Below are 14,825 nucleotides of genomic sequence, written 5' to 3' on the forward strand. Positions count from 1 at the left end.
CGCCGGGTCCAGGTCCACGCCGGGGAACATCGCGGTGAACCGGTCGGCCGACCGCCGGCCCGCGCCGCACGCCGCGGCCTCACGCTCCGCGGGCGGCCGCGGACCGGCCGGGCCCGCCCCGGCGGCGCCGCGCCGCCGCCGCGTGCCGCGCCAGCGCCGCCGCCGCCAGCGCCCCCGCCAGCGCGCACACCCCCGCCCACCCCGCCGGCTCGTACACCCGCGCCGCCAGCCACGACCCCGCCGCCCCGCCCAGATACCCGCACGTCATGTAGGCGGTGTTCACCCGGCTGCGCGCTTCGGCCCGCAACCCGTAGTTGCGGACCTGGTTGGCGACCATCCCCGACTGCATCGCCACGTCCAGCAGCAGCGACCCCGCCGCCAGCCCGCACAGCCCCACCGTCCCGCCCGCGCAGCCCACCGCCAGCACCCCCGCCGCCACCACCGCCCCGGCCATCGACCACAGGTTCACCGCGTCCGCGCCCCGCCGGTCGGCAACCCGCCCCGCCACCGGCGTGCACGCCATCGTCACCGCGTTCACCAGCGCCAGCGCCCCCACCGCCGGCGCGCCCAGCCCGTAGCGGGGACCCGCCAGCAGCAGCGCCACCCCCGTCCACACCGCCGAGAACGCCCCGAACACCGCCGCCTGGTAGAAGCACGACCGGCGCAGGTCCGGCTCCTGCCACAGCAGCGCCGGCGGCTGCAGCAGCAGCCGCCGGTACCGCTGCCCCGACGGCGGCACCGTCACCGGCAGCGCCCGCGCCAGCACCACCGCCAGCACGGCGGCCAGCGCCGCCGCCGCCAGATACGGCGACCGCCACCCCAGCCACTGCGCCAGCGGCCCGCCCAGCGCCCGCGACAGCAGCATCCCGCCCAGCGACCCGCTCAGCAGCACCCCGCTGACCAGCCCCCGCCGCGACGCCGGCACCAGCCCCGCCGCCATCGGCCCCACCACCGGCGCGACCACCGTCGCCGCGCCCGCCGCGGCGCTCGCCGCCAGCAGCACCCCCGCCCCCGGCGCCGCGCCCGCCGCCGCCAGCGCCGCCGCCGTCACCGCCAGCAGCACCACGACCAGCCGCCGGTGCGGCACCCGGTCGCCCAGCGGCACCAGCAGGAAGATCCCCGCCGCGTACCCCAGCTGCGCCGCCGACACCGCCTCCGCCGCCGTCCCCGCGCCCACCCTCAGCCCCGCCGCGACCGCCGGAGCCGCCGCCTGCGGGAAGTACACGTTCCCGACCGCGACACCGCACGTCACCGCCAGCAGCCCGATCACCCCGCGGCCCGCCCCGCCCCGCCCGGACACGGCCCCCTCGGACACGGCCCCCTCGGACACGGCGGCGCCCGCCGCGCTCATCGCCTTCGCTGCGCTCGTCGTCATGCCCACGAGTCGACCGCGGTGGCCCCGGCGCCGGGAAACGATGTAGCGTGGCGCTTAATGATCCGTTTCGTGCTCGGCGTCGAGGATCTCGCCGACACCCGCTTCGCGCTGTCGCCCCTCGGCGAGACCATGGAGAGCCTGCGGGTCCTGCGCGACCCCGGCCGCTACGCGCTGCAGCTGCCGTGGCGGCGCGACGCCCTGCGGCGCCTCGCCGGCGCCGACACCGCGCTGCTGATGGCGCTGGTCGGCGACCGGCACGCCATCCCCGACCACCTCACCCCCCGGCCCGCGGCGTTCGCCCCCGCCTTCGACGACCAGCTCGCCGCCGCCCGCGCCGCCCCGCCCGCCCGCGTCCGCCGCGACCTGCTCGCCGTGCACGCCCCCGGCCCGCCGCCCGCCGCGCTCGCCGACGCCGCCGGCGACGACGCGCGCGTCGCCCGCCTCAACGACGCGATCTGCGACGGGCTGCGCCGCTACTGGCACACCGCCGTGCGGCCGCACTGGCCGCAGATCCGGCTCGTGCTCGAGGCCGACATGACCTACCGCGCCCGCCGCCTGGCCACCGGCGGCGCCCGCGCCCTGTTCGCCGGCATGCACCCCAACCTGCGCTGGGACGACGGCGTCCTGCACATCGACAAGATGATCGGCCGGCACACCGTGCACGCCGCCGGGCGCGGCCTGCTGCTGGTCCCCTCGGCGTTCGCGCACAAGCCCGCCCCGCCCGTCAGCCCCGACGAGGCGCCCCTGCTGGTGTATCCCAGCCGCGGCGTCGCCACCCTGTGGCGCCCCGCCGCCGACGCCGCCGACACCGAAGAAGCCGGGGGCGGTGGTGCGCTGGCGGCGCTGCTCGGGGCGCCGCGGGCCCGGCTGCTCGGCATGCTCGGCGAACCCCTGCCCACCGTGGAGATCGCCCGCCGCCTGTCGGTCACCCCCAGCGCCGTCTCCCAGCACTTGAAGATCCTGCACGCCGCCGGGCTCGTCACCCGCGCCCGCGACGGCCGCCACATGCTGTACCGGCGCAGCGCCCTCGGCGACCACCTCACCGACCCCACCCCCCGAACCTCCCGCGTGTTCGAACAAACGTGATATGTGTTGGAAGCATTGTTGAGCGAACACCGCCAGGGGGCCGTCATGGAATGGGTCGTCGTCGACTACGGCGAGGTCGTCTGCCAGGCGCCGCCCGAGGACGCCGCCGCCCGCCTCGCCGGCACCGTCGGCGGCGACCCCGCCGCGTTCTGGGACGCCTACTGGAGCGGCCGCGCCGCCTACGACCTCGGCACCGTCGACGCCGCCGGCTACTGGGGCGAGCTGTGCGGGCGCCTCGGCCGCGCCGCCACCCCCGCCCTGCTGGAGGTGCTGGTCCGCCTCGACCTGCAGATGTGGTCCCACCTGGACGAGGGCACCCTGCAGATCCTGCGCGAGCTGGACGCCCGCCGCGTCCCCCTGGCGCTGCTGTCCAACGCGCCGCTGGAGATGGCCCGCCACATCGAGGCCGCGCCGTTCGCCGCGCTGTTCCGGCACCGGTTCTTCAGCGCCGACCTGCGCCTGGCCAAACCCGACCCCGCCATCTACGCGCACGTCGCCGACCGCCTGGGCGCCGCGCCCGCCGACCTGACCTTCGTCGACGACCGCCCCGCCAACGTCGAGGCCGCCCGCGCCGCCGGACTGCGCGCGCTGCTGTTCACCGGCGCCGACCGCCTGCGCCGCGACCTCGCCCTCTGACCGCCCCCGGCGCGCTCACGGCGCATCATCGGCTCCTCGGACACCCAGGCGAACCGACCGGACACAGTGACCGGGTGCTCGAAGATCGCAACGATCAGAGGCGGGCGGCGAAAGGGACGCGGCGGGAGGGTGAGGCACCACACGGACATCGGCGTTCCGTCCGAACCACGGCAACGGATGCGTAACAATGGCTCGCTATGGCATGGCGAACGGGGACCCGGATCCGGGCGGCGGCGGTGCTGGCGGCCGGCGCGGTGGCGAGCGCGGCGGGCTGCGGCGTGCCCGCCTTCGGCGGCGGCGACGGCGACCGCGCCGGCCCCGTCACCGCCGGCGACAGGCCCGAATGCCCCAAGGCCGCCGCGCCCGACGGCGACGGCGCCGCCCGCCAGGTCCGCGGCATGTGGATCGCGACCGTCGGCAACACCGACTGGCCCACCGAGCCCGGCCGGCCCGCCGCCGTCCAGCAAAAGCAGTTCACCCGCCTGCTCGACACCGCCAAGGCGATGAACCTCAACGCGGTGTACGTGCAGATCCGCCCCGACTCCGACGCCTTCTACCCCTCCCCGTACGAGCCGTGGTCGCAGTGGCTCACCGGCACCCAGGGCAAGGACCCCGGCTACGACCCGCTCGCCTTCATGGTGGCGCAGGCGCACGCGCGGAACCTGGAGTTCCACGCCTGGTTCAACCCCTACCGCGTCAGCTCGCAGGATGATGTGAAGAAGCTCGCCGCGAGCAGCCCCGCCCGCCGCCACCCCGACTGGGTCCGCCGATACGGCGGCGGCCTGTGGTACGACCCCGGCCTGCCGCAGGTCCGCGACCTGGCGACCAAGGCCGTCCTGGACGTCGTGCACAAGTACGACATCGACGCCGTCCACTTCGACGACTACTTCTATCCCTACCCCGAGGACGGCGACTTCCCCGACGCCGCCACCTACAAGGCCTACGGCAAGGGCCTGTCCAGGGCGGACTGGCGGCGCCGCAACGTCGACACCCTCGTGCAGACCCTGTCGCAGCAGATCCACCAGGCCAAACCCTGGGTGCGGTTCGGCATCAGCCCGTTCGGGGTGTGGCGCAACAAGTCCACCGACCCCGACGGGTCGGCCACCAGCGCCCTGCAGAGCTACGACGACATCTACGCCGACACCCGCGGCTGGATCAAAAAGGGCTGGCTGGACTACGTCACCCCGCAGCTGTACTGGCCCATCGGCGACCCCCGCGCCGACTACGCCGAGCTGCTCGCCTGGTGGGCCCGCCAGGTCAAGGGCACCGAAGTGCAGCTGACCATCGGGCAGGCCGGCTACCGCGTCGGCGAGCCCGGCGCCTGGCGCGACCCCGGCGAACTGTCGCGCCACCTCACCCTGAACCGCAAGTACCCGCAGGTCCGCGGCGACGTGTTCTTCAGCGCCGCCGACATCGCCGCCGACCGCCGCGGGTTCGCCTCCCGCATCCGCGACGACCACTACTCCCGCCCCGCGATCCCGCCCGCCGTCACCGGACGCGGCGGGCACGCCCCGCCCCCCGTCAAGGACACCCGCGCCGTCCCCGACCGCACCGGCGTCAAGGTGCAGTGGCGGCCCTCGGACGGCGCGGTGTCCTACGCGGTGTACCGCGCCGACGGCAGGACCGCCGGATGCGCGCCGCTGGGCGGCGCCCGCCTGATCGCCGACGTCCGCGGCGGCGGCGTCATCGACCCCTCCGCCAAGACCGGACGCTCCTACACCTACTACGTCACCGCCCTGGACCGCCTCCACCACGAGAGCGCTCCCGCGCGCGGGGCAACGGTTACCGCCGCCGAAGGATAATGATCATGCTCTGTGGGGAGGAACACAGCACTGCCCGCCCCCCGGAGGTACGAAGCATGGCGCTGTCGATGGAGGAACAGCGGATCCTCACCCAGATCGAGGTCCGCCTCAGCGAGGACGACCCGCGGCTGGCCGGCCGCCTCGCACGGCTCGGCACCCCCCGCGGCCGCCGCGCCAAGGTGATCACCGCGGCGGCGGTCGCCGTCGTCGTGGTCCTGGCGGCCGCCGGAGCCGCGATCGCCGCCGCCCTTCTGCAGTGACCCGCCCCGCCACCCGCCCCGGCCGCCCGCCGCCCCCGCCACCGGCGGCCGCCGCCCCCGCACGCACCCGCCCCTGAACACCCGCCCCGCCCTACGGGCAGCGCCGCTCCGCCGCCCGCACCCCGCCCGGAGACGGCGAACGCCGAGGCCCCGGCGAGAACGGATCTCGCCGGGGCCTCGGCGCTCAGGCCGGTGTGGTGGTCGCCTCACGGCGAAAGGCACAACGGGGTTCCAGCCCGGACCGTACGGACCGGCGGTATTCCCCGAAGGCGTTGTGTAGAGCCCGGGGGACACATGCCACACCGACGCCACCCACCATAACGGCAACCGGGCACCGCTCATTCCACCGGGGCCGCCCGCGCGTCCACCATCACCTCACCCGCGGGTGAGGGTTGCCTGCACCGGTGCACCGCGCCCGCGCCCGATGCGTCCCTGAAGATGAACCGACGCGGAGAACGCCGGAACCGGCCGCCGGGACGGGGAGACACCCGGCGGCGACCACCGGCCCGCGCACACCGCCGCACGGTGAGGAGACGGGGAACGTGGCACCAGAGGGGAACGGCGCCGACACCGCGATCGCGGACGGCGCCGCAGCCGAAACCGGCATCGACGTCATCGAACCGACCGCCCTAGGGCGACCCGCCGCGAACGGCGGCGCGCAGGGCGGGCAGGGCGCAGAACCCGGCGGGGGGCAGGGCGCGTCCTGGGAACTGCCCGCCGAGCCGCGCACCGCGGCCCGCGCACGCGCCCTCACCGCACGGGCCCTGGACGCCTGGCACGTCACCGACCCCGGCGACGTCGACGACGTCGTCCTGATGGTCGACGAACTGGTCACCAACGCCGTCGTGCACGGCACCGGGCCCGTCCGCCTGCGCCTGCGCCTGGACGGCGGCCGCCTCACCGGCGAGGTCGGCGACGCCGACCCCGCCCCGCCGGGCGGCATCGAGTCCGGGATCGCGCCCGGCATCGCGCGGCCGGCGCCCCCCGTCCTGGACTGGGCCGAGGCCGGCCGGGGGCTGCTGCTGGTGACCGCGCTCGCCACCGGGTTCGGCGCGCGCTGCCACGCGGCCGGCAAGACCGTCTGGTTCACCCGCGACCTGCACGGCGCCGGCCCCGGGAACGCGCCCGTCACCGCCGCCGCCGCCGCAACGGCCCCCGCGCACGAGCCCGCGCGCCCGCCGCGCCGCTGACCGCCCCGCCGACCGTGCCGCCCGGCGCCGCGCTGGTGCTCCATGAACACCTGCGGCAACCGCGCCAAGAAGGACGCCCTGCACGCCCGCGGCCACACCACCGCCTGACCCGGCCCGGACCACCCCCCGCCCGGGTCAGGCCTGCAGCGGGCAGCGGTCCACCACCCAGACCTCCTCCTCATCACCCGACGGCGGCCGCGGCGGCTCGTCGGTCAGCCGGTCCAGATGCCACTCGATGTGCGCCAGCGGACCCCGCCAGCCCGCCAGCAGATCCGCCAGCGGACGCGGCGGACCCGGCGGCCCGTACGGCCGCGGATCGGGCAGCTCCCCCTCCCACAGCGCGTCGTCGCAGTCCGCCGCCCAGTGCGCCGCCGCCTCCAGCACCTGGTTCAGGTCCCGCGCCAGATCCCCCAGCGACCGCGGCGCCATCGCGTCCTGGATCATCCGCTCACGCGCGTCATAGGGCAGCTCCCGGTCGAACACCGCCGGGAACGGCGGGCGCCGCCCCTCCAGCACCGGATCCTCACCGGTCGCCGCCGCCCGGATCGCCGCCAGCTGCCAGCGCGTCCACTCCGCCAGATGCCCCAGCACCCCGCGCAGCGTCGCCGCACCCGCACCGCCGCCGCGCACCTGCCCGGCCGCCTCCCGCAGCCGCGACCGCACCAACTCCAGCCGGTCCAGCGTCCACACCCGGGCCCGCACCGCACCCGCCGCGCCGCCGCGCAGCGCGTCCGCCGCGGGACGCGGCATCGGCACCCGCAGCGCCGCCAGCAGCCCGTCCAGGTCCCGCACGTCCGCGCCGCGCCCCGACAGCACCGCCGCGCCCACCCGGTCCAGCCGGAACATCCGCGGCCCGTCCCGCATCAGGCACCACCCCACCAGGTACTCCCCGTAGGGGGCGGTGACCAGCCCGTGCGCCTCCACGTCCCGGAAACTGCGCGCGCCCGCCCGATCGGTGTAGGCGAGCCGGACGACGCGCCGCCGCCGCACCGCCTCGGCGATGGTGTCGCGGACCGGGCCCATCAGCGACGCGACCTGCCCCAGCGGCTCCGGCTCCGCGGGCTCCTCCAGCACGTACCCGCGGCGGCCCCGCGGCCGGACCGCGAGCCCGCCGTGCGTCAGCAGCTCCAGGTCGCGGCGCACCGTCCGCTCGCTGACCTGCAGCCGCGCGGCCAGCTCCCGCGGCTGCAGCGGCTCGGGCGAGGCCGCGCGCAGCTCCGCGACCAGCGCCAGGAGCCGGTCCACCCGGTCGACACGCTCCATACGGCCATCGTGACCGGCGCCGCCGACATTATGCGGCGGTGAAGACGCCTGTAACCCTTACGCCACAGGCGACCTGCGCCTTCCGGCCCGTCCCGGCGCCGGCGGGTCAGCGGCCCGACAGCTCGGCCGCCAGCCCCTGGAAGTCCGCCGCCGTCAGCGTCAGCGCGCTGCCGATCGCCTGCGTCGCCTCCGCGCTGCCCAGATGCCGCGTCGCCGCCCGGTCCAGATACGCCTCCACCAGCCGCGCCCCGGTCAGCCGGCCGCGCGGCCGCAGCGTCGCCGCGTCCCGCTCCACCACCGCCCACGCGTCCGAGCCCAGCCGCAGCGACCGCTCCTCGGCCAGCAGCCCGACCAGCGCCGACCGCGCCCGCCCGTCCGACAGATCCGGCAGCCGTACCGCCCGCAGATCGGTCACCAGCTCCGGCGACGCCGCCGACAGCTCCCCGACCCGGTCCGGCTCGCAGGTGCCCAGCAGCGCGGTGTCGTTGACGCCCTCCAGCCGCGTCCGGTACAGCACCGACGCGTACGCCGCGCCCTGCGCCTCGTCCAGGATCAGCCCGTCCAGGCCGTCCAGCAGCAGCACGTGCCCCGCGTGCTCCTCCAGCGCCGCCCGCAGCCCCTCCGGGCCCGCGTCGCGCAGGTCCTCGGCGTGCGCCGAGCGGACCTCGCCGCTGGAGGCCTCCACCTCCGCCAGCGCCCGCGCCACCATCCGCGCCAGCCGCCGCTGGCCGCTGGACGGCGCGCCGATCAGCAGCAGCGCCGGCGCCGACGCGCTCGACACCTCCTGCCCGCGCAGCCGCCGCGCCCACTTGCCGCGCCGCCGCACCTCCGTCACCACCCGGCCGATGTCGTCGGCGCCGCACAGGAACCGGATCCCGTACGCTTCGGCGACCCGCGGCGCCGAGTCCGGCACCGGCGCCTGCGGCGCCGGCGGGACCGGCTCGGGCACCGGCACCGGAGGCGGCGGCAGATCCGGCTGCTGCGCCGCCGGCTGCGGCGCGGCGGGCTGCTGCTGGACGCCCGGCGGCGGGGCCGACGGCATCGGCGCGCCCGGCCACGCCGGACCCTGGTCGAGCTTGGTGCGGAACGCGTCGGTGTCCAGCTGCGTCGCCGCGGCGTGCGCCGCCGGCGGCTCGGGCTCCGACGGCCACCGCGGCTCCTCCGCCGGACCGGGCGGCGGCGCCGGAGCAGCCGGCACCGGAGCACTGGGGGCCGGAGCAGCGGGCGCGGGCTCGGGTGGTGCGGGCTCGGGGACCGGCTCCCGCCGGGCCGCGGCGCGCCCGTCCGGCTCGGGCGCCGCGGGCGGCGGGGCGGGAGGCGCGATCCGCGGCGGCGGGACGTCGGACGCCAGCGGGTTCACCGGCGCCGGCCGCTCCCCGCGTGCCCGCGCGGACGGCTCGGGAGCCGGCGGGACGGGCGGGTCGGCCCGGTGCGCCGCGGGCGGCTCCGGCGGCTCCGGCGGCGTGGCGGGCGGGGGCATCGGCGGGGCCGACGGCGGCTCCACCGGGGCGACGGCCGGCGGCGGGCCCGGCGCGTCCTGCGCCGGCTCGGGCACCGGCGCGACCGGCCGGTCCGGGCCCGAGGACGCCCGCTCGGCGGCCATGTGCGCGCGGGCCGCCTTGATGATGTCCCACGCCGACAGCTCGTCGGTGGACGGCGGGGAGTGCATCGCCGGGGAGGTCAGCTCCGCCGCGACCGCCTGCGGCACCGCGAACCCCGTCGCCGGCGGCGGCACCTGCGCCAGCCGGCACCACGTCAGCCCGAGGGTGTAGGTGGTGGCCAGCAGCGCCGCCAGGGCGTCGGGGTCGTCGCGGCGCAGCGCGTCCGGCAGCCGCCCGTCGCGCGGCCACAGCGCCCGCAGCGGATTGGCGGGGTCGCTCAGCACCGCCTGCAGCGTGCGGGCGCTGTCGGGGTCCAGCCAGCGCTGCAGCGCCGGCAGCGCGCCCGGCGCGGCCGCCAGGTCGGCGGCCAGCACCGCGACGCCGGCGCGGCGGACCTCGTCGTGGCTGCGGCCGCCCGGCGCCGGACGCGGCCCGGTCAGCCCGTGCACGATCTGCTCCAGGTCGTACAGGGCCAGGCGCAGGTACTCGCCCGGCGCGGTGTCGCGGACCATCGGCGTGGCGAACTCGGCGGGGCAGCGGCGCCGCCACTCCTGCACGATCGCCTCGGGACCGTAGCGGACGGTGGCCATGTCCTGGTTGACCATCCGCAGCGACGCGGCGGTGACGGCGGCGAGCGCGTCGGCGCCCGGCCGGAACCGCGGGTCGGCCTGCAGGCCCGCCGCGACCTCGTACATCACCCGCGCGATGTGCGCGGCGCCGCCGCCGTCGCCGGCGCCGAGCCGGTGGACGTAGTAGCCGGCCAGGGTGCCGAAGTCGGGCGGCATCATCCAGTGCAGCCGGTCGGCGGAGGTGGTCAGGAACGGGATGAACGACTCGATCAGCGGGTGCTCGGTCAGCACCACCGGGGAGCCCGCGCACCACAGCAGCGCGCCCCACGCGGCGGCGATGGTGCTGGGCGTGCCGGGCTGGAACATCGGGTCGCGCTGGGCGAACTGCTGCGGGTCGACCGCGAGCGCGGTGGTGATGGCCTGGGAGATCCGCGCGACGATCGCCGTGTCGGGGACGGGCCCGAGGAACCCCAGCGGCGCGACCCGCCCGGCCGACTGGTCGGGGCCGGGGGGGTACCGCGGGGGGGGGCGGGGGGGGGGGCCGCCGCCGCGGGGCGCCGCCACCGCGACGCGCCGGTCGGCGAACTCCGGCGGGGGAGGGCAGGGATGCCAGGCGCCGTCCAGGCCGCACCGGTACCAGCGCCCCCACGCGCCGAACAGCCACCACTCCCCGGCGCCCCACAGCATCCGCGCGGCGATCTGCGCGGCCCGGTCCTGCGGCTGGGCGGTCCGCCACCACGGCGAGGCGACCAGTTCGCGCACGTTGCCCTCGACCGCCGCGAACAGGTCCCCGCTCGGGCCGCCTCCCGTCCCGCCGGGTCCCGCCCCGGCCCCCTGCCAGCTCACCCGGCGAATAGTAGTCCTCCCCGGCGGAGTGTCCGGCATGTCGCGTCCTGCCGGCCGTTTCGGACGGACCGTGCATGACGGGCGCGGTCCGCGCGGGACGGGCGGGCGGTCAGGCGTTCTCGGCGCGGAACCGGCGGGCCCCCAGCCACACCGACACCACCAAAAGCACCGCCGCGACCAGCGCGCCCTCGGCGAGGGCCGCCGTCGCGTAGTCGCCCAGGAACGCCGCCCGCGCCGCGTCCACCACGTACCGGAACGGCGTGCACCGCGACACCGCGTCCAGCCAGCCCGGCGCCAGGCTCATCGGCAGCAGGATCCCCGACAGCAGCAGCAGCGGCAGCGTCACCGCCGACAGCAGCGGCGCGAACGCGTCCTCGCTGCGGGTGCGCATCGCCAGCACGTACGACAGCGACGCGACCGCGGCCGCCAGCGACACCACGAACAGCAGCCCGACCGCGACGCCGGCCGCCGGCGCCCGCAGCCCCAGCGCCAGCCCGACCGCCACCAGCATCACCGCCTGCACCGCCACGATGAGGGTGTCGCGCAGCACCCGGCCGAGCAGCAGCGCGGTCCGGCTGACCGGCGTCACCCGCAGCCGCTCCACCACCCCCGACCGCAGCTCCGCGATCAGCCCGAACCCGACGAACCCGGCGCCGAACAGCGCGAGCTGGATCAGCACGCCCGGCACGAACACCTGCCAGGCGCTGCCGGCGCCGAACCCGCGCACGTCCACCAGCCGCGACAGCAGCGGCCCGAACAGCACCAGGTACAGCAGCGGCTGCAGCGCGCCGAACACCACCGCGACCTTGCTGCGCAGCGTCTGCCGCAGACACCGGCCGAACACCAGGCGGGTGTCGGCGGCGGTCCGTGCCAGGGACATCGAACTTCTCCTTCTGTCGGTTTGTCGTTTCGTCGGTCGCGGCCGTCGGCCCGTGGTCGCGGCGGGGTCGCCGCCGGTCAGGCGGCGTCGCGCAGGGAACGGCCGGTGACGGTGAGGAACACGTCGTCGAGGCTGGGACGGGCCAGGTTCAGCGACGCCAGCTCCACCCCCGCGGCGTCCAGCGTCCGCACCAGGCTCATCAGCTGCCGCTCGCCGTCCTCGACGGTCAGCCGCACGGCGCCGCCGGCGGCCACCGCCTTGCGCACCGAGCGGTGCCGCGACAGGGCCTCGCGGGCCCGCGCCGCGCCGGAGGGGTCGGCGAGCTGCAGGGTGACCACGTCGCCGGCGACGCGGCGCTTCAGCTCGGCGGGCGTGCCCGCCGCGACGATGCGGCCCCGGTCGATGATGAGCAGCCGGTCGCACAACGCGTCCGCCTCGTCGAGGTAGTGGGTGGTCAGGAACACCGTCGTGCCGTCCCCGGCGCGCATCGAGCGGATGTGCTCCCACAGGTTCCCGCGGCTCTGCGGGTCCAGGCCGGTGGTCGGCTCGTCCAGGAACAGCAGCGGCGGCCGGTGCACCAGCCCCAGCGCGATGTCCAGCCGGCGCCGCTGCCCGCCCGACAGCGCCCCGCACGGCCGGTCCCACAGCCCCTCCAGCTCCAGCCGCGCGCACAGCTCGGCGATCCGCTGCGCGCGGCCGTCCACCCCGTAGAGGCGGGCCTGCAGGTCCAGCTCCTCGCCGGCCGGGACGGACGGGTCGGTGCCGCCGCCCTGCGCGACGTAGCCGATGCGGCGCCGCACCCCGCCCGGATCGGCGCGCAGGTCGCGGCCGGCGACCGTGGCGGTGCCGGCGGTCGGTGCCAGCAGCGTCGTCAGCATCCGCAGCGTGGTGGTCTTCCCGGCGCCGTTGGGGCCGAGGAACCCGACGATCTCGCCGGGCGCCACCGACAGGTCTACGCCGCGCACGGCCTCGACTCTCCCGTGCTTGCCGGTGAAGGTGCGGGCGAGCCCGCGTGCCTCGATCACGATGACCTCCGATGGGGGGATGGACGACCCGGTCGGTAGAGTAACCACAATTTTGCAGTCTCACCAAATTTTCAGTGAGTCCAGCGAAGGTAGGATCTCCCGCATGGGCAAGGAGATCGACCGGCGGCCCGAGCCCGAACTGGGGCTGCGCGAGCGCAAGAAGCGCGAGACCCGCCGCCGCATATCCGACATCGCCACCGGGCTGTTCATGATGCGCGGCTTCGACAACGTCACCGTCGCCGACGTCGCCCGCACCGCCGACGTGTCGGTCAACACGGTCTTCAACTACTTCAAGACCAAGGAGGACCTGTTCTTCGACCGCCAGGACGAGATGGTCGGGTCCGCCGGGGCCGCCTTCCGCGACCGCCGCCCCGGCGAGGGCGTCGTCGCGGCGTTCCGCCGCCGCTTCTTCGAGGGCCTGGACGAGGGCTCCTACCGCACCGCCTTCCACGAGGGCTCGGAGGTCTGGCTGAAGACCGTCCACGACAGCCCCGCCCTCACCGCCCGCTCCCGCGAGCTCGGCCGGCGGATGACCGACGCCCTCGCCGCGCTGCTCGCCGAGGAGACCGGCGCCGGCCCCGACGACGTCACCCCCCGCGTCGCCGCGTCGATGATCTACGCCGCGCAGGGCGTGCTCATCGAGGAGATCGCCGCCCGCAAGGCCGCCGGCGAGACCCTCGCCGAGATGCGCGAGCACGTCTACGCCTCCGCCGCCCGCGTCTTCGACCTGCTGGAGCACGGCATCGGCGACTACGCCCCCAAACCCGCCCCCGCCGACCAGGACACCGCCGACCAGGACACCGCGACCGGCGTTCGGGACGGCGGCGGGGCGTAGCGCGGCACCGCCCGGACGGCGCGGCCGGAAAATGAGTGTCGAGGCGCTCCGCGGCGTTCCTAAAATCCATGATTGCGGAGGCGATCAATCATGGACACCCCCACGCTCCTTGCCCACCTGCAGACCCACGACACCCCCCTCACCCTGCCCCGGGGCGGCACCCTGCGCTGGGACGACGCGGACCTGCACCGCGCCGCGCACGCCGCCGGCCCCGAGCACTACGCGCTGCTGGCCCTCGCCCCCGGCGCGCTGCCCTGGCAGCGCGCCCGCGTCCTGCTGCAGACCCTCGCCGCCTCCCAGGCCGGGCTCGACGGCGCCACCCGCGACACCCTCGCCCGCCTCGCCCGCGTCCTGACCCTGGCGCTGCCGCCCGCGCACGTCATCACCGCCCTGCTCGCGCTGCGCCGGCTGCGCGCCAACCACAAGCACACCACCCGCACCGTGCTGCGGTTCGTGCTCGAGCACCCCGACGCCGACGCCCTCATCGCCGCCCGCCGCGCCGCGCTGCTCGACTGCTTCGAGCACGCGCTCGGCAAGACCGCCGCGCGCGGCTGCGCCCGCCGCATCGACGGCGGCGACACCGGCTCGGACTACCTGCGCCGCCGCCTGCTGCGCTTCCTCGCCGCCCCCGCCGCCGCGCCCGCCCGCGTCAAGGCCCTCTACACCCCGGCCGCGGCCGGCGCCGGAGCCGACGGCGCGGTCGCCGGCGCCGCGCGGGCCCTGCCCGGCGAGCCCGCCCTCACCCTCGACACCGCCCGCACCCGGCCCCCGACCGTCACCGCCACCAACCGCGGCGACATCGCCGCCGCCCTCGTCCACCTGTACCGCGGCGGCCCCGCCGAGGACCTGTACGCCGCCCTCGGCCGCTACGTCGACGACGCCGCCCGCGCCTTCCCCCGCTTCGCCGGCACCGTCGCGCTCGTCCTGGACGCCTCGGCGTCCATGCGCGGCTACGGCGAACGCGAATGGGCCGTGCTGTCGCAGGCCGCCGCGCTGCGGATGCTGCTGTCGCGGATCTGCGACCGGCTCGAGGTCGTCGAGGTCGGCGGCGACGAACGCGCCCCCCGCGGCGCCACCGACCTGGCCGCCGGGGTGCTGGACGCCCTGGCCGCCGGCCCCGACCTGGTCGCCGTCGTCTCCGACGGCTACGAGAACCGCTTCCCCGGCGACCTCGCCCGCGTCACCGCGACCCTCCCGCGCGCCGGCGTCACCACCCCCGTGGTGTTCTGCCACGCCCTGTTCACCGCCGCCGACGATCTCGCCCTGCGCCGCCCCGCCCCGTCCCTGCCGCAGCGCGGATTCTGGCACCAGGACGACTTCACCGACCTGCTGCCCTGGATGTTCGCGCACAGCCCCGCCGGCCGGCCCTGGCTGCGCACCGCCCTGCACGCCCGCCTGGACGCCCTGGACCGCCAGGCCGACGACCTCACCACCGCCCTCGCCGCCTGACCGCCCCC

12 protein-coding genes and 1 pseudogene are annotated in these 14,825 nt (G+C 77.1%); 8 read left to right on the forward strand and 5 right to left on the reverse strand.

The genetic code is table 11. The features are described 5' to 3' along the window. Positions 1-79: 79 nt before the first annotated feature. Complete coding sequence (locus F8568_RS37140) at positions 80-1,375, reverse strand: MFS transporter (protein ID WP_236009872.1); 1,296 nt, start codon at positions 1,373-1,375, stop codon at positions 80-82. A 57-nt stretch (positions 1,376-1,432) separates the two neighbouring features. Here F8568_RS37140 and F8568_RS37145 point away from each other — a divergent pair, with 57 nt between their 5' ends. The 6 genes and pseudogenes from F8568_RS37145 to F8568_RS51250 form a co-directional block, all read left to right on the forward strand. Next, entirely contained in the window at positions 1,433-2,461 is a 1,029-nt protein-coding gene (locus tag F8568_RS37145; RefSeq protein WP_151598313.1) for an ArsR/SmtB family transcription factor, read from the forward strand. A gap of 45 nt (positions 2,462-2,506) precedes the next feature. Next, positions 2,507-3,097, forward strand: a complete 591-nt coding sequence (locus F8568_RS37150; protein WP_151598376.1) for an HAD-IA family hydrolase — start codon at positions 2,507-2,509, stop codon at positions 3,095-3,097. 197 nt (positions 3,098-3,294) lie between these two features. Continuing rightward, a complete protein-coding gene (locus tag F8568_RS37155; RefSeq protein WP_151598314.1) occupies positions 3,295-4,899 on the forward strand; it encodes a glycoside hydrolase family 10 protein in 1,605 nt (534 codons plus the stop codon). A gap of 56 nt (positions 4,900-4,955) precedes the next feature. Continuing rightward, positions 4,956-5,159 carry a DUF3040 domain-containing protein gene (locus F8568_RS47225; RefSeq protein ID WP_151598315.1) on the forward strand — a complete coding sequence of 68 codons (204 nt, stop codon included), beginning with the start codon at positions 4,956-4,958 and terminating at the stop codon, positions 5,157-5,159. A 542-nt stretch (positions 5,160-5,701) separates the two neighbouring features. Continuing rightward, positions 5,702-6,349, forward strand: a complete 648-nt coding sequence (locus F8568_RS37165; RefSeq protein ID WP_160573900.1) for an ATP-binding protein — start codon at positions 5,702-5,704, stop codon at positions 6,347-6,349. A 33-nt stretch (positions 6,350-6,382) separates the two neighbouring features. Further along, positions 6,383-6,457, forward strand: a pseudogene (locus tag F8568_RS51250) (CGNR zinc finger domain-containing protein); the annotation flags it as partial. A gap of 27 nt (positions 6,458-6,484) precedes the next feature. Here F8568_RS51250 and F8568_RS37175 read toward each other — a convergent pair. The 4 genes from F8568_RS37175 to F8568_RS37190 all read right to left on the reverse strand — a co-directional run bounded on the left by F8568_RS37175 (position 6,485) and on the right by F8568_RS37190 (position 12,533). Next, positions 6,485-7,612 carry a helix-turn-helix transcriptional regulator gene (locus tag F8568_RS37175; RefSeq protein ID WP_151598317.1) on the reverse strand — a complete coding sequence of 376 codons (1,128 nt, stop codon included), beginning with the start codon at positions 7,610-7,612 and terminating at the stop codon, positions 6,485-6,487. A 106-nt stretch (positions 7,613-7,718) separates the two neighbouring features. Then, positions 7,719-10,628 (reverse strand): hypothetical protein, encoded by a 2,910-nt coding sequence (locus tag F8568_RS37180; protein ID WP_151598318.1) that lies wholly within the window; start codon positions 10,626-10,628, stop codon positions 7,719-7,721. 109 nt (positions 10,629-10,737) lie between these two features. Next, positions 10,738-11,508, reverse strand: a complete 771-nt coding sequence (locus F8568_RS37185) for an ABC transporter permease (protein ID WP_202125777.1) — start codon at positions 11,506-11,508, stop codon at positions 10,738-10,740. 77 nt (positions 11,509-11,585) lie between these two features. Then, the gene (locus F8568_RS37190; RefSeq protein WP_151598319.1) at positions 11,586-12,533 is read right to left on the reverse strand and encodes an ATP-binding cassette domain-containing protein; all 948 of its coding nucleotides are present in this window, start codon (positions 12,531-12,533) and stop codon (positions 11,586-11,588) included. 103 nt (positions 12,534-12,636) lie between these two features. Between F8568_RS37190 and F8568_RS37195 the strand changes: the two genes are divergently transcribed. Together F8568_RS37195 and F8568_RS37200 are read left to right on the forward strand one after the other, a co-directional pair. Beyond that, positions 12,637-13,368, forward strand: a complete 732-nt coding sequence (locus F8568_RS37195) for a TetR/AcrR family transcriptional regulator (RefSeq protein WP_151598320.1) — start codon at positions 12,637-12,639, stop codon at positions 13,366-13,368. 90 nt (positions 13,369-13,458) lie between these two features. After that, the gene (locus tag F8568_RS37200; RefSeq protein WP_151598321.1) at positions 13,459-14,817 is read left to right on the forward strand and encodes a type 1 periplasmic-binding domain-containing protein; all 1,359 of its coding nucleotides are present in this window, start codon (positions 13,459-13,461) and stop codon (positions 14,815-14,817) included. Positions 14,818-14,825: the final 8 nt, after the last annotated feature.

Source organism: Actinomadura physcomitrii, from assembly GCF_008923205.2.
GTDB lineage: Bacteria > Actinomycetota > Actinomycetes > Streptosporangiales > Streptosporangiaceae > Spirillospora > Spirillospora physcomitrii.